The organism is Streptomyces melanogenes (genome assembly GCF_014649795.1).
Taxonomy (GTDB): domain Bacteria; phylum Actinomycetota; class Actinomycetes; order Streptomycetales; family Streptomycetaceae; genus Streptomyces; species Streptomyces noboritoensis.
Genome location: NZ_BMTS01000001.1, coordinates 524,546 through 541,253, shown reverse-complemented (window position 1 = coordinate 541,253; position 16,708 = coordinate 524,546). Strand labels below are relative to the sequence as shown.

Below are 16,708 nucleotides of genomic sequence, written 5' to 3'. Positions count from 1 at the left end.
CGTGGAGCCGTTCGCCCCTCAGGACGCCTCCGCCCCGTCCAGCAGTTCCTGCACCCGCTGCCCCAGACAGCGCCCGAGGGTCTGGTACGCGTCGAACTGCCGGTGGTCGAACCACTGGTCACTGGTGCTGTCGTGCGGGAAGACCGGGTGGGCGGCTGCGTACGAGAGCAGTTCGTACGGCAGGTCCTTCGTCAGCGTGGTGCGGGCCACGATCAACGTGCCGTGGCGGCCCCGCTCGCCGTCGATGTCCAGGTCCTCGGGGTAGGTGATGTCACCGGTGACCACCGCCGTACGGGAAAGCCGGGCGTTGAGCGCGGAAAGGACGCTCGGGGGCTGGAGGGGGTCGCTGCTGCCGGGGACGAGGTCGGTGGGCTCGTGCAGGGTGATGGTGATGCCCAACTCCTCCTGGGCGAGCGCGATCGCCTGGGCGAGGGTGGCCGCGAAGGGCGGGATGCCGCCGCTCGCGTCGATGCACACGGCCGTTCGCACCCCCTGCCGCAGCAGTTCCACCAGACCGAGGTTCTCGTAGTGGCCGCCGTCGGTCACCAGCAGCAGCCGGTCGTCCATCGGGTAGCGGCCGAACACCTCGCGCAGCAGATACGGCAGCCGGCGGATCAGCGGCGCCGGGGGCGCCGGCCAGCGCGGGGCGCTCCACTGCTCGGCAAGGGCGCCGGGGTTGGGCAGCCAGCTGCCCAACCGGGCGTTGGAGAGGGCGAACAGCACCTGGAAGGCCCGGGCCTGGGCACCCATGGCCGAGGCGAAGGCCGCACCCGAGATCGCGACGGCCGACTGGACGGTCAGGTCCCGTGCGATGTGCCGCTTGGAGCGCTGCTCCAGACAGGCCGTGCAGGCGTAGCCCACATCGGGACCGCCGACGTAATCGTGGGAGAGCGTGTAGGAGACCGCGCGGCGGCCCGGCGGTGTGCGGTCGCTGCCGGAGAGGTTCCCCGCGGCGGCGAAGATGACCTGGGGGAAGTCCGGCTTGCGCGCGCCGTACTCGCTGAGCGTGGTGGTCTCGGTGGCGAAGTCGTACGGCCGGGCCACCTGCGTACCCTCCGTGCCGGGCAGGATCTCCCGGCGTACGGCGAACGCGGAGGCGAGCCTGCGGCGGTAGAAGGGGTGCAGGCTCATCCACGTCTGGTCCAGGAGCGAGCCGATGAACAGGAGCACCGCCGGGACGCAGATCTGCATCCACAGCGGCCATGCCCAGCCGGTGGCGGTCGTCCAGCCGAGGATGAGCAGGAAGACGGCCGCGAGCACGATGAGCACGACCCACACCGTCAGATACTGGAGCAGGCCGTTGGGGACGGCACGGGTCAGCCCCGACCGCCCGCGCACGACGTCCATCACCTTGGACAGCCCACTGCGCAGGGTCTGGCGGCGCCGCCACAACGTGCCCACCAGCGCCGCGAAGTAGGTGATCAGGACGGTAAGGCCCGCGCCCACGGTGGCGTCGGGGCGGCTGATCTGGTGCCGGGTCTGGAGGTAGACCGCCGACCATGCGAGCAGCGGGAGCACGAAGACCACGGCGGTCAGCGCGAGCGTGAGCACCACGAACGCCTGGAAGGCCCGGGCCAGCCAGCGGGCCGTCTGGTCGGCGCGGTCCCATACGTACGCGGCGAGCCACAGCAGCCAGATCCCGGCGGCGGCGACGAACGCGTACGCGACCGTCCACACCGCCGGGTCGCGGAACGACGGGCGCGCCGGGGTGGTCGTGCAGTGGGCGCAGAAGCGGATGCCGGGCTTGGCCAGGTGGGTCAGATCGGTCACCGGTACGTCGTGGTAGGCCCAGCTCAGGACCAGCCCGACGGTGCCGGTCGCGGCGGCCAGCAGGAACAGCGACGCGAGCAGTCCGCGCAGCAGCACTCCGAGGGCGACCATCCACTGTCCGGTGCCGTCGGCGACGTACTTGGAGTGCCGCCGCAGGTGGTCCTCCTCGGGCGAGCCGGGGGCGAACGCGTCCCTGGAGGTGAGGGTGTCGTTGAGGGCCAGTTGCATCGCGCCGGCCGTGTAACCGCCGCCGGAGACGGAGACCAGGTACCGGGCCTCGCGCAGCGACCGGCGCAGCGCCTGGAGGGCTCCGAGGGTGACGGTGGCCGAGCGGATGCCGCCCCCGGAGACGCAGAAGCCCAGCTTCGCGTGCTGTCGGCCGGGGGCCGTGGTGCTCTGGTAGCGCCAGTGCGCCGACGGGATGCCGGGCTCGGCGTGCGGATGGGCGACTCCGGTCGGCCAGACCCGCCCGTCGGCCTCGGCGACGGGCCAGGGCGGGACCACCTTGGGGGCGTGGGCGGGGTGTTGGGGGTGGGGTGCCCCGGTGGTCGTGTCGTCGTCCGCGTCGGAGTCGTCGGGGTGCGGGTCCTCGGCCTTCTTCCGCATCCCCCTGCCCGCACGGGAGACCGTGGTGGCCCACACCGTCGCGCCGACGACCGTGCAGGCGCCCAGCAGCAGCCACTTGACGGTCTCCAGCGCCGTCGCCGTGGCGAACGGCCAGTCGTCGACGCGGCCCCGCACCCTCAGCGCGCCGACGAGCAGACCGTTCTCGACGAGACCGAACACGGCACCGGCGAACGTGGCGATCAACGCCCAGTGGGCGACCTGACGGCCGCGCAGCCCGGAGTACGCGTGGTGGCCGATCTGGAACACCAGCAGCAGCGTCGCGGCCCCGCAGGCCACCCACACCATCTGGGCCACCAACGCGTCCCGGAAGGCCGGGGCGTGCCCGTCGTACACCTCCTTGGCCGCAGCGGCCGTACCGGCGAGCTGGAGCCGGGCGAGGTCGACGTCCGGGGCGCGCCACAGGAAGTAGGCGACGCCCAGTGCCGCCGGGACGAGCGCGGCCCAGGCCCGGAGGAACCCCTGCTCGGCCGTGACGGGCCGGGCGGGCCGGACGGCCGTCGGGGGCGGCGGCGCGGAGTGGGGCATCGGGTCACCTCCTGAGGTCGGTGGTGCTGCGGACCGTCCCTTTGGTCAGTCCGGGGGTTCGTCCTCCGGTCCGGGTCCGCCGTCGGGGGCGGGCTCTTCGGCGCCGCGGCCGTCGAGCTCGCGCATCCGGCGGTGGACGGCCTCGCGCAGGCTCTCCTTGCCGGGTGCCTCCGCCGGGGACTCGGCGAGGGTCCCGGCCGGGCCGTCCTCCGGGGGTTCTTTACCGGTGGCGTCCTCGTCGGACGGGCCGGTCCGAGGGGTGCTAGCCATGGTCGGCCTTGCCGCCCTCCCAGGTTCCCTCGGTGACCTGTCCGGCCTTCAGCTCCTCGATCTGGCCGCGCCAGAGGTCGGCGCGGGAGGCGGTGGTCTCCTGGACGGCGGCGGTGAGTGTCTTCGCCGCGGCGAAGCGCTCGGACTCCGGACCGCTGGCCGCGATCCGCTCGTTCGTCTTGGTACGGGCGTCGATGGCCGAGCGCAGACTGCCGGTCCGGGCGGTGAGCTTGCCCAGGTCGCGGAAGGTGGGATTCTTCGTGCCGAACCAGATCTGCTGCCACCAGTGGTCGCTGACCGGTTCGCGCCAGCTCAGGTATCCGCCGTCCAGGATCTTGCGCGGGCCGTCCAGCTTGCCGGTGAAGCTGTAGCGCACGCCGGGAGCCTGGACGGGGTCGTAGAAGTTCGGGGTGAAGAAGTCCGAGACCAGGAACCCGTTGATGGTGTAGCCGTTCTCGGGGGCCTCGGACGGGTCGGCGACCTCGACGAGGAACTCCACCACGCCCTGGCCCTTCTTCGGCGACTGCCCGGCCACCACCTTGCTGCCATAGGGGTCGCAGAGCATCTCCAGCATTTCGTGGCTGGCGGTCAGCGACCAGCTGTCGCTGTACTGGATCAAGGAGAACGGCTGGCCGTTCTTGTCCATGTGGACACCGGCCGCCCCGGGTTCACCGATGTCGTCGCGGACGATCATCGGCCAGTAGCCGACGGGCACGTCGTGGAGGCTGTCGAAGGCGTCGACGGACGCGGGGATCTGCCACAGCGGCGCGAAGTCCCGGATGGCCTGCTTCTGGAGGGCGGCGGCCACACGGGTGAGCTGGGAGGGGGTGATCTCGTCGGTCTCGGATACGAGGGCGAGCTGGGTGACCAGCATGCCGGGCTCCTTTTCTGCCGCGGAGGGGTTCCACGGGGACGGGGTGGTCAGGTCAGCAGGCGGGACAGCGCTTCGGCGTAGTCGGCGGGCAGGTTGGCCTCGTCGGCCAGGGTGTGGAGGAAGGTGTGGTCGCCGGACGCGGTCAGGGCGTCGAGCACCACCGGTTCGAGCTCGGCCGGGGCGGCGGTGAGCACGCCGATGCCGGGCCCGGACGGGTGTGTCGCCCCGTTCGCGCTCAGCAGCGGCAGACGGGGCCGCAGTTCGGCGCCGGTGGGCTCGATCTCGTCCAGGGCCAGTTGCCAGCGCACACTCCCGTCGGGCGCCGCCGTCATCGGCGGTACGGGCGCGTCGGCGAGGGCCGGGAGGTCGGCCAGCGCACCGGTCAGCCGCTCGGTGGCGTCGGTGAGGGTCAGCCCGGCCACGATGGTGTCGGCCGTGCCGTCGTGCAGGTGCAGGACGTGGTCCGCCGACATCCCGGGGACCTGCTCCAGGGTTTCGCCCGGGGCCAGGGCGTGCATGAGCCGACGGGATCCGTAGCGGGCGACGCCGTCGACGGCGACCAGCCGGATGTCCTTGTCTCGGGCGTCGATGAGCGAGGTGTACGGGTCGCCGTCGGCGCCGTCGACGACGACCAGGTCGGCGCGCATCCCGGCGCCCAGCGACCCCAGGGCCGTGTCCCAGCGCAGGATCCTGGCCGCGTCCCGGGTGACCATGGCGACCAGCTCCTGGTCGCTGAAGACGGATCCGGCGGCGGTGGAGGCCAGCCGGGCGGCCTTGAGCTCGCCGAGCAGCCCCTTGCTCCCCGACACCGACCAGTCCGAGCCCAGGCCCATCAGCACACCGGCCCGTTTGGCGGCGGCGATGTCCGCGGTCTTCCCGTACAGCAGGAGGTTGGAGAGCGGCGACCACACCATGGAGCCGCCGTGGTCGGCGAAGACGGTGAAGTCGTCGGCCGTCAGGCCGGTGCAGTGGATGCCCACCAGGTTCTCGGTGATCGCCCACTTGCCGGGCTGGAACTGGAGGGCCTGGAAGTGGGCCCGGGCGGCCGCGTCGGTGCCCTCCGCCAGATGGAGGAGCAGCCGGTGCGGCTGCTTGAGCCGGGCCAGGAACTTCTCGGCGTCGCTCGCCTCCACGTCGGCGATGCGCGAGGCCGCCTCGGGCAGGTCCGGGGTGTCGGTCTGCTCGACGTTGCGGACGATGCCCCGGTACATGCGGCGGGCGCCCGCGTTGCTGAACAGGGCGATGCCCTGGCTGGTGGTGGTGCCGTTGACCAGCGCCTTGGCCTCGACGTACCGCACGACGGCGGGCATCAGACGGGGGTCCTGGCCGAGCACCTTCATCGGCCCGGTGACCAGGGTGCGGTAGGCGGGGTTGCCGCTGCCGCCCCACTGCGCGCGGTTGCCGTACTTCTTCGCCACCTGCCACAGCGGGAGCACGTCGTACGGAAGGTGGTTGTGCAGTTCGATCAGCCCGGGGTAGACCGAGCCGCGGGTGTCGACGGGCACCACCCCTTCGAAGCCGGGCGGGGCGGGTGCGGTGGCCGGGAGGACCGCGGCGATGTGCGCGTCGGCCACATAGAGGGTTCCGTCCTCGATCACGGTGCCCGCCGCGTCGAGGGTGACGATCCGGCCGCGCAGGGCGAACCGGCCGGTATCCGGGGCATCTGCTCCAGGCGACATGCGGGTCCCTTCTCGCCGCCCCCCCGAGAGGCACGGATGAACACCACATATCGGATGAACATCACTTAATAGACACCATGCCGTAATGTCATCCAGCGATCACCTTCTGTCATGGCTGATCGCCCGCATGGAGTAGGAGCCCCGCATGCACCCCTTCGACCCCGGCTACGCGCAGGAGCCGTACGCCTCGCTCGTGCGCGACTACCCCGGACCCGACATCTATCCGGCCACCGACTTCCGCGTGGAGTGGGGCCCGATCTTCCACCGCGGGCGGCTCGACGGCACGGCCCGCGTGCTGGTCATCGGGCAGGACCCGGCGGCCCACGAGGCCATCACCCGCCGGATCCTCGTCGGCACCGCGGGCCGCCGCTTCCAGGGCTTCCTGGCCAAGCTCGGCATCGACACGAGCTACGTGATGGTCAACACGTATGTGTACAGCGTGTTCGGGCAGGGCGGGGGCAACGCCCACGCCAAGGACGAACACATCGCCGCGTACCGGCACGGCTGGCTGGACGCGCTCGTCGCCCATCAGCCCATCGAGGCGGTGATCGCGCTGGGCGGGCTCGCGGACACCGCGTACCAGATCTGGCGCAAGACCCCGTCAGGCGCCGCGTTCGACGGCGCCTACCAGCACATCCTCCATCCCACGTTCCCCGACAGCGCGGCGGGCTCCGGGACCGACCCGGCGGAGGCCATGACCAGGCTGCTGACGAACTGGAACGAGGCGCTCAACGCGCTGCACGGCACGGTCACGCCCGACACCAACCGCCCGCTCGCCCTGTACGGGAGCACCCTCACCCCGGCCGACCTCGCCACCATCCCCTCGGCCGACCTGCCGCCGGGGCTTCCGGCGTGGATGCGCTCCGACGAGCCGTGGGCCAGCCGCCAGGGGGCGACGCCCGCGGAGAAGCGCGCCACGATCATGGTCCAGATCCCCCAGGACCAGCGCCCCTTCTCCTGATCCCGCTGCCTCCGGGCTACTTGGCGCCGACCGGACTCACATACGTACCGGGGTGGGTGGCCGCGTCCTGGAGCAGGATCGAACCGACCGGCCACGGCAGGGTGTGGGAGTGGGTCTCGCCCGGCGGGGTGACCACGATGCGGGTGGGTTTGAACTCGTCGCCGCTGCCCTGGACGTACGGCAGATAGAAGATGGTGAAGGTGGTGGTGGCGCCCGGCCGCACCGTGACCCGGTGCGGCTGCACGGCGGTCTGCCGGGCCAGCGACCACGTCAGGGGCCCGACGAGGTCCACGCCCGGATACCCGGTCATCACACAGGACGTGGCGCCCTTGTTGGTGAGCGTGATGGTCAGCGCGTACTGGAGGTTGGGGTTCTTGGCGCGGCTGGTCGGCACGATGGCGAAGCCGAGGTCGGCGGTCCGGCAGCGCCCGCCGGATGCGGCGCTTCTGTGCCCCGAGGGGGCCGGCGCCGAGCTGCCACCCCCACTGGCCGAGGCCCTCGGCACACTGCTGGTGGCCGCCGCCTCCCCCGAGTGGTCGCCGCCGCAACCACCCAACGTCAGACCGGCGGCCACGACGGCGACGGCGGACCAGCGAACTCGGGGACGCGACACGGCGGTCTCCTCAGTCTCGTACTCGACACGACCACGCACGGAACAGGACGCTCCGCACACCACCATGACGCGTACCACCCTGATGTGGTTTCAGACCCGAGGGACCGCGAGCCGATCGTCAGGCGGGATGCACCAGCCGGACCTCCTCGCTGCTCGCCCGGTTGTGTTCGTCCGCCCAGTTCTGCAGCGCGCTCAGACACGCGTGGTCGAGGTGGCGCAGTCCGGCCAGATGGAGGTGTACGGCCCGGTCCTTGGGGAGTTTTTCCAGCGTCTCCAGGATGCGCGGCAGCCGCAGGAACGTGGCCTTGCCGATCACATGGGCGCTGACCAGGCCTTCCCCGTCGTCCGTGACCTCGATGTGCACGTGGGAGGTCTCCCAGGCGGCCTTGACCACGGCCAGCAGCAGACCGATGAGGACGCCCTCGAACATGTTGGTGAACAGGATCGCCAGCGCCGTCGCCGCCAGCACCACCGCCTCACCCCGGTGGGAGCTCCACAGCGTCAACATGCCCTTCACCGGCAGGAGTTTGAAACCGGCGTGCACGAGGACACCGGCGAGCGCGGCGGTGGGTACGTAGGTGAGCGCGCCGGGCAGCAGCGCCGCGAACAGCAGGAGCCAGACGCCGTGCAGGACGCGCGACGCCTTGGTGCGGGCACCGGCCTGCACATTGGCGGCGCTGCGCACGATGACCGCGGTCATCGGCAGCGCGCCGAGCAGTCCGCACACCGTGTTGCCCATGCCCTGCGCGATCAGCTCCTTGTCGTAGTCGGTGCGCGGCCCGGTGTGCAGCCGGTCGACCGCGGCCGCGCTGAACAGGGACTCGGCGGAGGCGATCAGCGCGAACGCGAGCACCGTGGCCAGCAGCCCCGTGTCCGCGAGCTTGGCGAACTCCGAGGAGCCCGGCGGCTGGACGGCGGAGGCGAGGCCGCTCACCCGCACCCGTGCCACCGGCAGCCCGAGCACGATCGTCAGGGCGGTGGCGCCGCCCACGGCGGCCAGGGCGCCCGGCAGCAACTGGCACCGGGCGGGCAGCCTCTTCCAGCCCGCCATCACGGCGATGGTGCCCGCGCCGACGGCGAGCGCGGTGAGCGCGGTCGCCGAGCGCGCGACCTCCGCGGCCAGCCCCGGCAGGCCCGCGATGTTGGGCACGCCCGCGCCGGGGCCCTTGCGGTCGGCGAGGATGTACAGCTGACCGGCGATCAGGAGCAGCCCGATGCCCGCCAGCATGCCCTCCACCACGGCCAGCGAGATGGCACGGAACCAGCGGCCCATCCGCAGCGCCCCGAGCGCGAGTTGGATGAGTCCCGCCAAGAGGACGACGACGCCCAGCGCGGCGAGGCCGTATTCGGTGACGGCGGTGTAGACGAGCACGGTCAGACCGGCCGCGGGGCCGGACACCTGGAGACTGCTCCCGGGCAGCAGCCCGGCGACCAGTCCGCCGACTATGCCGGTGATCAGGCCGAGTTCGGCGGGGACGCCGGAGGCGACCGCCACGCCCACGCACAGCGGGAGCGCGACGAGGAAGACGACGAGGGACGCGGCGAGGTCGGTGCGCAGCACAAGGGCCGGCGCTGGACGTGTGTTCATGGCGTTCCGTTCTGTCAGTGGAGGGAAGGAACGTCGCGGACTGTCGCGACCGGGCAAGCGGCCCAGGGTGCGGCGTCGGAATACGTACGGCAGCAGCGGACAGAGCCGGGCCGGGTGCCGTCGGGAAGGTAGGTATGAGCATGGTCGGCGCTCTACCGTGCCGGGTAGGGGCGGCAAGGAGCACGCCAAGAGCGCACCGGGATCATGACCGGCTCACGCGCTCACCTCGTGAGCCGTCACGGTGAGGCCGCGTGTGCCCGGGGCGCGGGCGCGGCTTCTGGTAGTCCTGGGGCGACGGAGACACCTGAGGGTTCCCTGTCGGCCCGGGCGCGCTGCCCGGGCCGACAGGAGAAGCGGAGCCTATCCGCGCAGGTCCACCACCGAGCGCAGCTTGCCGCTGGTGGGGCTGCGGTCCAGGGACGCGCCGTCGACCGCCTCCACCGTGAGGTCGAGCAGCCGCTCGGTGACGGCCGAGCGCAGCTCGGGGTAGTCGGTCAGGAAGGCCTCGCGCAGCGGCCCGGCGTCGACCGCGCCGGAGCGTTCCACCCGGACGGTGAGCCGTTCGCGGGTGTCCTGCCGGGTGAGGACGGTCTGGAGTTCGCCGCTGTAGGCGGCCCGTTCCTGCGCGATGGCAGTGAAGCGGCGGTGGTTGAGGAAGTACGTGGCCACCCGCATCACGTCCCCGGTCCTGCCGCGCAGCTCGAAGCGGGGTGCGTGGCTGCCGCAGGGGCAGCGGCCGTCGACCGCGCGCCCGAGGTCGCCGATCACGTAACGCCCGAGCTGCTGGCCGCGCCGGGCGTGCGTGGTGAACACCAGACGGCCCGTCTCGCCCGGCGCCACCGGCCGGTCGGCGGCGAGGTCGAGTATCTCCATGGTGTGCAGATCGGCGTGGAGGTGGTGGACGCCGCCGGTGCTCTCGGTGCACTGGTAGCCGAGCGGGCCGAGGTCGGTGCTGCCGTACGTGATGGAGCGGACGACCTCGATGCCGAAGGTGTCCCGCAGGGTGCGCCGCTGGGCGTCGGTGAAGTGCTCGCCGCCGTAGAACACCTTGCGGATGCCGCCGTACTCGCGCAGCGCGTCCGCCTCCTCGTGCAGCAGCTGCCACAGGTAGGAGGGCATGCCGAAGAGGGTGTCCGCCTTGTGGGCGATCAGCGCCTGGGCGGTGGCCCGGTGGTCGGGGCCGGCCGCGAGCGGCAGTTGGACGCCGCCGAGGCGCTCCAGGATGGAGAAGAAGCTGATGAAGCTGCCGTACATGCCGCCGCAGTAGAAGAGGTTGGCGGTGCGGTCGCCCATCGGGTCGTAGCCCGCGGCGAGCAGACCGCGGGCGGCGGCGTGCATCTGGGTGTCGTAGTCGTCGTAGCTGAACAGCGAGAGCGCCGGGTCGCCGGTGCTGCCGCCGCTGCGGAAGTACAGCTCGGCGTCGGCCCTGGTGACGTGGCGGTTGAGCTCCTGGACCTCCTCCTTGCCGGTCAGCGGGCCGCTGGGCGGCGGCAGGACGACCGGCCGGGCCAGGTCGTCGAGGCAGGCGGTGGTGGCGAACCGGGCGTCGGCCTGGACCGCGACGCGGCGGCTGTAGCGCTGGAGCGCGTACACACCGTCGTGCGGCTCGCCCGAGTAGCCGCCCAGCATCGCGCCGACCGGGGTGACCCGGGTGACGCCCGCGGCGAAGACCGCGCGGGAGAGCTCGGCGGTGTCGGTGGAGCTCGCCGCGATGCCCGCGGTCTGGAGGTATCGGCGCATCGGGCGCAGGGCGCCGATCAGCTTCTTGCGCGGCAGCGGCTTGACCCACACGCTGCGGTGCAGCGGCGAGGCGGTGAGGGCGGGCCGGGTGTCGGCCATGACCCGCCAGGAGCCGTCGGCGGCGGCGAACACCCGGGTCAGACCGAGGTGTTCCTCCAGGCGGGCCACCAGCTCGGTGGTGGTCAGCTCGGCCTGCGCCGCGAGGTCGGGACCGGCCGGATCGGGCACGGCGGCGGGCCGGGCCGCCAGGACGTCGGCGAAGCGCTCGGCGAAGGCGAAGACGTCCTGCTCGTCCTCGGTGTCGAGGTAGACCACCTGGGGGCTGGAGCAGGCCTGCTGCTCGTACCGGCACACGTCGGCCGCCAGCGCCTCCAGCGTCGCGCCCTCGTCCCAGGCGTCGCGGGTGAGGTAGGCGAAGGAGATGCGGTGTCCCCACTCCACCAGGCGGCAGCCGGGCGGCACATGGGCGGCGACCCCTTCGACGGCGCTCTCGCCGCCCCACACCGCGACCGCGTCGGCTGGCGCGCACATCAGCTCCAGCCACTCCTTGCGGGAGGAGGAGAAGCTCAGCACGATGACGCGGGCGGCGAGGGCGCCGGTGGTGTCGAGCGTGACCAGCTCGGCCAGCAGGTGCTGGGTGAGCAACGAGTCGCCGCTGCTGGTCTTGAGGATGTTGACGTTCCCGGCGAGCAGGCCCTCGACGATGCTGAGCGGGGCGACCGTGGCCGCGTTGCCCGGCGCGATGTGGGCGACCAGGCCGACGGGCGCCCAGGCCTCGTAGACCGTCTCGCGGGCGTCTGGCCGGTTGAGCCGTCCCGGCGCGGTGCCGCCGAGTTCGCGGCGCAGCTTGCGGGTGAGCTCGGTCCGGCTGAGGTAGGTGCCCAGCTCGCCGAGGACGGCGGGGTCCTCACCCTCGGGCAGGTGCCGGGCGAGCCGCTCCCGTACCGGATGCCGCTCGTCGCGCAGGGCGGTGGCGAGCGCGTCGCACGCGGCGAGGACCGTCTCGGTCTCCAGCGGGCTCGCGAGCGCCTCCTCGACGGCGGCGGGCAGCGCGGCCAGGCGCCGCCCGGCCTCCTCGTCCCCGATGAACGCGCCCTGCCAGTAGTGGTGTTCGTCCGCCCGGTCCATGGTCTGCACGGTCACGACATGCCCTTCATCAGTTCGGCGGCGGCCACCGCGCAGCTCTTGTTGCGGCTCACTCCGGCGCGCCCGTGCACGGTGAACCAGTCGGTGCCCAGCTCGCACCCGCACTCCTCGCCGGGGTGCAGCGAGGCGAGGTCGCCCATGACGACGCTCTGCGCCGGTACGGAGGTGATGTACGGCGAGACGAGGTGCAGATAGCCGGTCTCGCCGTACGGCAGGGGCTCCAGGGTGCTGGTGGAGAGGATGGCGACGCGCGACCAGACGGGGGCGTGCAGCCGGTGGTGGTCGCACTCGATGTACGGGATGCAGTGCTCCACGGATCCGAAGGTGTCGCGGATGCGGTCGCCGGGGATGCCGAGCTGCTCGGTGACGCGGGCGTACAGCTCGTCCTTGCCGATGCGCCGGTCGGCGTGGCCCTTCCAGCCGCCGCCGAGGACGACCAGGGAGCCCTCGGGCAGACGCAGGGGCGGCAGCCCCATCGCGCGCATCCGCTCCAGGGTGAAGTAGAGGAAGGCGGGGAAGCCGAGGATGCGGACCGGGGCGCCGTCGCTCTCGAAGCGGCGCAGCGCGGCGACGCAGCCGAACGGGTCGAACTCGTGGCCGTTGCCGGTGTTGCGCAGCGCGTACTCGACCGTGCGGGCCGGGGCGAAGTCGCAGAGGTAGTTGTCGGTGAAGGCCGTGCCGAGGTTGAGGGCGGGGGCCGGTTCGTAGCTGTAGAGGAGGTAGTTGACCTCCTGGTCGGGGGTGATCCAGCCGTTGCGCTCGAAGATGCGGGCGACCATGCGCTGGGCCGAGCGGATGGTCCAGCGGTCGAAGAACATCTGCGACTTCTGGCCGGTGGTGCCCGACGAGGTCAGGTGCAGGTCGACGTCCTCGCGCGGGATGGACAGCACTTCGTGGCGCTTGAAGAAGTTGGCGTGCACCAGCGGGGCGCGGTACGGCTCGGCGGGCGGCGCCGCCTCGTACAGCGAGCGGAAGAACGGGGAGCGCTCGGCGTGCCAGGCGTTGGTCTCCGCCATGGCCGCGGCGAACAGCTCGTCCTCGGCGGGCCCGCAGGCGTACGGATCGGTCAGGTCGCACAGCTCCTGCACCCGGGGCAGGAGGGCGGGGTCGGGGACGCCGACCGGGGCGAGATGGGGGTTCATGAGGCAACCTCTAGGGTGGGCAGGTAGGTCGACGCCCAGGCCGACAGATAGCAGTCCAGATAGGGCTGGAGGGGCGGCTCGACGACGACGCCGCGGAAGTCGATCTGCTCGGTGGTGCGCGAGAGCACCACGTAGTCGTGGAAGCCGTCGCCGTCCGCGCGCATCGCCGGGTAGAGCGCGCCCGCGACGAACCCCTGGGCCAGGAACGCGGAGAGCGCCTGGTGGTGCGCGAGCGGCACCAGCGCCTCCACATACCCCGCCCCGGCCCGGGTCAGGGCCCGGGTGACGGGTTCGAGGTGGTCGGCGGCAGCGGCCGGGTCGGGGTGGGCGGTCAGCAGCGAGCAGTAGCCGCCGGTGCGGTTGAAGTACGCGTAGACCTCGAACCGGCCGTCGTCGGGGGTGAGCAGCACGTTGGGCGTGTGCAGCGGGTAGAACCAGCCGCCCGCGTCGGGGAACCGCTCGCGGAAGCGGCGGCGTACGAAGGCGGGCGCCTCGATCATCTCCAGGCGCTCGGCGGGCCCGCGCCCGGCCGCCGGGAGCGGACCGGTGGCGCGGACGTCGCCGTAGCTGACGCCGAGACAGCCCTCCACGGCGGTGAGGAGCGGCAGCAGTTGCGCGGGCACTTCGGTGACCGGCACGCGGCGCTCCAGCACACCGGCCGAGTGACGCGCGTAGAGTGCGAGGCTTTCACGGCTGCTGAGGTCCACGGCGTTGGGCAGGACGCCCAGCGGGCGGAAGCCGTTGCGGGCGACGACGCGCTGGGGTCCGGCGCTGACCGTGCGGACCGTCGCGTACACCGAGTCCAGGCGCCCGCTGTCCAGCATGCCCGCGCACAGCGCCTCGGTGAGGGTGGCGGCCAGGCCGCCGGAGCGGTGGTCGGGGTGCACGGCGAGGCCTTCGAGGCGGCCGATGCGGCTGCCGGGCTCTCCATGGATGGCGGCGGACGCTGCCAGGGCGCCGGTGTCGGGGCAGCGGGCCACCAGCCACAGGGAGTCGGGGTCCTGGATGAGCCGGGCCATCTCGGCCGGGTCGGTGCCGAGTCCGGCCGGGTAGTGGGGTCCGTAGACGGCGTAGTAGAGCTGGCGCAGCTCGGCGATGTCGGCGCCGGTGGCCGGGGCGACGAGGGCGCTCATCGTTCGCTCCCGACGGGCTCGGGGGTGCGGTCGGCCGAACTCTCCTGCGTCACTTGAGAGTTGGGCGATCCCAGCAGGGCCAGGGCAGCGGCGGCGGGCAGCAGACCGGCGGCCTGCACCAGGCACAGCGTCTGCGCCGAGAGGTGGTCCCCCGCCAGGCCGAACAGCAGCGAGGCCACCGGGAAGGAGGCGCCCAGGACCGCCTGCATCACCGCGAAGAACCCGGGCTTGTCGGCGGCGGGCACCAGCCGCTGGAACAGGGCCACGAACCGCACCCCGATCACCCCCACGCACCATCCGGCGACGACCAGGCACCCCGCGAAGACGAGTCGTCCCGCGACGAGCCCCGGCAGCGCCAGGGCGAACGCCATCAGCGCCAGGCAGTAGGAACCCGCGACGGTGGGCCGTCCCGGCACCCGGGCGCCGGTGAACGAGCCGATGAGCGTGCCGCACCCCAGGGACGCCTCCAGGAGGGCCACGGTGGAGCCGCCGTCGGCCAGGACGGTCCGGGTGTAGAGGGGGATGACGACGAAGACGGCGGTGGTGAAGAGGTTGGCCGCGGTGAAGCAGATCAGGATCCGCCGTACGTACGGGAGTCCGCCGAGGATGTCGCGGAGCGTGCGCCGCTCGGGCTCGGCGGTCGCGTCGGCCTCGTCGTCGGCACCGGAGGCGGTGGTACGGAAGCGGACGCCCGCGACGAGCAGTGCCGCGGCGAGGTAGGCGGCCCCGCAGCCCGCGCCCAGTCCGGCCACGCCCGCGCGGTCGACGGTCACGGCGCCGAGCAGCGCCCCGCCGAGACCGGCCAGGGACTGGGTGGACAGCTCGAAGCCGGTGGCCGCCTCGATGTCCTCGTCGTCGACGAGTTCGGGCACCGAGGTGGTCAGACAGGGGTCGAAGAAGGCCTGACAGGTGGCCAGGGCGAGGGTCGCGGCGTACACGGCGGGCAGCGGCAGACCGCTCGTCCACGCCCAGCCGGCGAGCGCGACGGCGGCGGCCCCGGCCACCGCGGCGGCCGTGCGCAGCACGGAGCGGTGGGCGGTGCGGGCGACGACACGGGCCACCACCGGGGCGAGGGCCACGGCGGGCAGGGTGCTGACGGCCATGAAGAGGCCGGAGGCCAGGCCCCGGCCGCCGTCGACCGCGTAGGCCACCAGCCACCAGGAGACGCCGACCTGGAACATGCGGACGGCGGCCTGGGTCAGGACCTGGCTCAGCCACACGGCGCCGAAGGCGCGGTTGCGCAGGACGAGCGGCCTGCGGCGGCCCTCGTCCACGAGGGTGGTGCTCATGCGGTCGGCCTCTCGTCCAGGACGCGGACGAGCTTGCCCGTACGCGGGTTGACGGCGAGGTCGCGGTGGCGCGCCCACTCGACGGAGAGCGGGTGCACGAATCCGGTGCTCACGCTGTCCGGATACAGCGGACGGGCGCTCTCCAGTTCGGTGACGACGGCCTTGGCGAGCAGTGCGAGCGCGGCCGGGTCGTCGTCGCCCGGGGCGGTGGCGAGCCGCAGCACCAGCCCGTCGCGGCCCTCCCAGCGGCGGACGACCAGCTGCATGCCGACGATGCGGCCCTCGGTGTCCGCCTCGGCGACGGCGTCCTGCGCGTCCTGCGAGTACAGCGACACCGGCCCCACCCGGACGCCCTCCTCGGCGCGGCCGAGGATGCGGAAGTGGCCCAGGTCGGTGTCGGTCCACTCGGCGCGGTCGCCAGCGGGGTAGCGGATGACGGGCATCAGCCGGCGGAAGAGGCTGGTCACCACGACGCGGCCGGCCCGGCCGGGCTCGGTGATGGGCTCGCCCGTGGCCTCGTCGAGGATCTCGACGATCGACTCCGGGGTGAAGGCGCGGTGCACCCGCGTGTCGGGGCCGGGCACGGGGCGGCCGAGCAGCCCCGCGTCGACGCTGGCGTAACCGACCGACCGGACCGCCGCGTTGGGGAACGCGGCGGTGAGCAGTCGCCGCTGGTCGGCGAAGAGGGCCTCGCCGCCGAAGAGGACCAGCTCGACCGAGTCGAGCCGCAGGTCCGTCGCGAGGAGGTGCTCGGCGAGGCGGCACAGCGTGGTGGAGGTGCCCGCCACGACCTGCGCCGCGAAGTCGCGCAGGGTCGCCGCCGTCGACTCCAGCGGCGCGGCGCCGCCGATGGGCAGCCGTACGTTCTCGACGGGCGCGTGGGCGAGCGAGTCGAGGACGAACAGGAAGCTGGCGTAGAGCTCGCCCGCGTAGAAGAGGTCGGCGACGCGGTGGCCCGGGCGCAGGCCGGTGTCCACCAGGCCCTGGCCGAAGGCGGTCACGAAGGTGCGCCACTCGTCGCGGGTGTAGACGGAGAACTTGGGCGCCCCGGTGGTGCCGCCGGTCTTGTAGACGGTCGCCTCGCTGAGGGGGCCGGTCAGGACGCGGTTGCCGTCGAGGGTGTTGGCCGCCCAGAACCGCTCCTGGTCCACGACCGGCAGGTCGGTGAGGCGGTCGGCGTCCGGCGGCAGGGACGCGTAGAGGTCACGGTAGAAGGGCGAGTTGTGCCGGGCGAACCGGATGAGGTCCGAAAGCTGCTGGGCGGACATGCGGCCTTTGCCTAGGTGAAACGGAACTGGGCGGGAGTCACCGCGGCATGGCGAGACCACGTGCTCGCCGCCTGCGGGATCGT

The 16,708-nt window shown here is 72.7% G+C and carries 12 protein-coding genes; 1 reads left to right on the top strand and 11 read right to left on the bottom strand.

Translation table 11 applies throughout. The features are described 5' to 3' along the window. Positions 1–18 precede the first annotated feature (18 nt). From IE252_RS02400 to IE252_RS02385, 4 genes are read right to left on the bottom strand one after another with little or no spacing between them, the layout of a single operon-like run. A complete protein-coding gene (locus IE252_RS02400; protein ID WP_190087525.1) occupies positions 19–2,922 on the bottom strand; it encodes a hypothetical protein in 2,904 nt (967 codons plus the stop codon). Between the two features lie 45 nt (positions 2,923–2,967). Then, positions 2,968–3,192, bottom strand: a complete 225-nt coding sequence (locus IE252_RS02395; protein ID WP_190087524.1) for a hypothetical protein — start codon at positions 3,190–3,192, stop codon at positions 2,968–2,970. Then, on the bottom strand, positions 3,185–4,066 hold the full coding sequence (locus IE252_RS02390) for a hypothetical protein (RefSeq protein WP_190087523.1): 882 nt from the start codon (positions 4,064–4,066) through the stop codon (positions 3,185–3,187). Before IE252_RS02390 ends, IE252_RS02395 begins: the two co-directional genes overlap by 8 nt. Positions 4,067–4,113: 47 nt before the next feature. Next, positions 4,114–5,745 carry an amidohydrolase family protein gene (locus tag IE252_RS02385; protein WP_190087522.1) on the bottom strand — a complete coding sequence of 544 codons (1,632 nt, stop codon included), beginning with the start codon at positions 5,743–5,745 and terminating at the stop codon, positions 4,114–4,116. 145 nt (positions 5,746–5,890) lie between these two features. Here IE252_RS02385 and IE252_RS02380 point away from each other — a divergent pair, with 145 nt between their 5' ends. Continuing rightward, positions 5,891–6,706 (top strand): uracil-DNA glycosylase family protein, encoded by an 816-nt coding sequence (locus tag IE252_RS02380; RefSeq protein WP_190087521.1) that lies wholly within the window; start codon positions 5,891–5,893, stop codon positions 6,704–6,706. Positions 6,707–6,722: 16 nt separating this feature from the next. Here IE252_RS02380 and IE252_RS02375 read toward each other — a convergent pair whose 3' ends face one another. The 7 genes from IE252_RS02375 to IE252_RS02345 all read right to left on the bottom strand — a co-directional run bounded on the left by IE252_RS02375 (position 6,723) and on the right by IE252_RS02345 (position 16,625). After that, a complete protein-coding gene (locus tag IE252_RS02375; protein ID WP_190087520.1) occupies positions 6,723–7,319 on the bottom strand; it encodes a DUF4232 domain-containing protein in 597 nt (198 codons plus the stop codon). Positions 7,320–7,437: 118 nt separating this feature from the next. Beyond that, positions 7,438–8,907 carry a SulP family inorganic anion transporter gene (locus IE252_RS02370; RefSeq protein WP_190087519.1) on the bottom strand — a complete coding sequence of 490 codons (1,470 nt, stop codon included), beginning with the start codon at positions 8,905–8,907 and terminating at the stop codon, positions 7,438–7,440. Positions 8,908–9,267: 360 nt separating this feature from the next. Then, the gene (locus IE252_RS02365; RefSeq protein ID WP_229847865.1) at positions 9,268–11,790 is read right to left on the bottom strand and encodes an acyl-CoA reductase; all 2,523 of its coding nucleotides are present in this window, start codon (positions 11,788–11,790) and stop codon (positions 9,268–9,270) included. Beyond that, complete coding sequence (locus IE252_RS02360; RefSeq protein ID WP_190087518.1) at positions 11,787–12,935, bottom strand: LuxE/PaaK family acyltransferase; 1,149 nt, start codon at positions 12,933–12,935, stop codon at positions 11,787–11,789. The genes IE252_RS02365 and IE252_RS02360 overlap by 4 nt, the downstream gene beginning before the upstream one ends. Further along, positions 12,932–14,068 (bottom strand): GNAT family N-acetyltransferase, encoded by a 1,137-nt coding sequence (locus tag IE252_RS02355; RefSeq protein WP_190087517.1) that lies wholly within the window; start codon positions 14,066–14,068, stop codon positions 12,932–12,934. Before IE252_RS02355 ends, IE252_RS02360 begins: the two co-directional genes overlap by 4 nt. Beyond that, the gene (locus IE252_RS02350; RefSeq protein ID WP_190087516.1) at positions 14,065–15,357 is read right to left on the bottom strand and encodes an MFS transporter; all 1,293 of its coding nucleotides are present in this window, start codon (positions 15,355–15,357) and stop codon (positions 14,065–14,067) included. Before IE252_RS02350 ends, IE252_RS02355 begins: the two co-directional genes overlap by 4 nt. Then, positions 15,354–16,625 carry a phenylacetate--CoA ligase family protein gene (locus tag IE252_RS02345; protein WP_190087515.1) on the bottom strand — a complete coding sequence of 424 codons (1,272 nt, stop codon included), beginning with the start codon at positions 16,623–16,625 and terminating at the stop codon, positions 15,354–15,356. The genes IE252_RS02350 and IE252_RS02345 overlap by 4 nt, the downstream gene beginning before the upstream one ends. Positions 16,626–16,708: the final 83 nt, after the last annotated feature.

What these genes read in the sequence shown, in the direction of transcription:
- IE252_RS02350 (WP_190087516.1), bottom strand. Translation starts at nt 15,357, where the DNA reads ATGAGCACCACCCTCGTGGACGAGGGCCGCCGCAGGCCGCTCGTCCTG.
- IE252_RS02400 (WP_190087525.1), bottom strand. Translation starts at nt 2,922, where the DNA reads ATGCCCCACTCCGCGCCGCCGCCCCCGACGGCCGTCCGGCCCGCCCGG.
- IE252_RS02370 (WP_190087519.1), bottom strand. Translation starts at nt 8,907, where the DNA reads ATGAACACACGTCCAGCGCCGGCCCTTGTGCTGCGCACCGACCTCGCC.
- IE252_RS02360 (WP_190087518.1), bottom strand. Translation starts at nt 12,935, where the DNA reads ATGAACCCCCATCTCGCCCCGGTCGGCGTCCCCGACCCCGCCCTCCTG.
- IE252_RS02380 (WP_190087521.1), top strand. Translation starts at nt 5,891, where the DNA reads ATGCACCCCTTCGACCCCGGCTACGCGCAGGAGCCGTACGCCTCGCTC.
- IE252_RS02385 (WP_190087522.1), bottom strand. Translation starts at nt 5,745, where the DNA reads ATGTCGCCTGGAGCAGATGCCCCGGATACCGGCCGGTTCGCCCTGCGC.
- IE252_RS02355 (WP_190087517.1), bottom strand. Translation starts at nt 14,068, where the DNA reads ATGAGCGCCCTCGTCGCCCCGGCCACCGGCGCCGACATCGCCGAGCTG.
- IE252_RS02390 (WP_190087523.1), bottom strand. Translation starts at nt 4,066, where the DNA reads ATGCTGGTCACCCAGCTCGCCCTCGTATCCGAGACCGACGAGATCACC.
- IE252_RS02395 (WP_190087524.1), bottom strand. Translation starts at nt 3,192, where the DNA reads ATGGCTAGCACCCCTCGGACCGGCCCGTCCGACGAGGACGCCACCGGT.
- IE252_RS02345 (WP_190087515.1), bottom strand. Translation starts at nt 16,625, where the DNA reads ATGTCCGCCCAGCAGCTTTCGGACCTCATCCGGTTCGCCCGGCACAAC.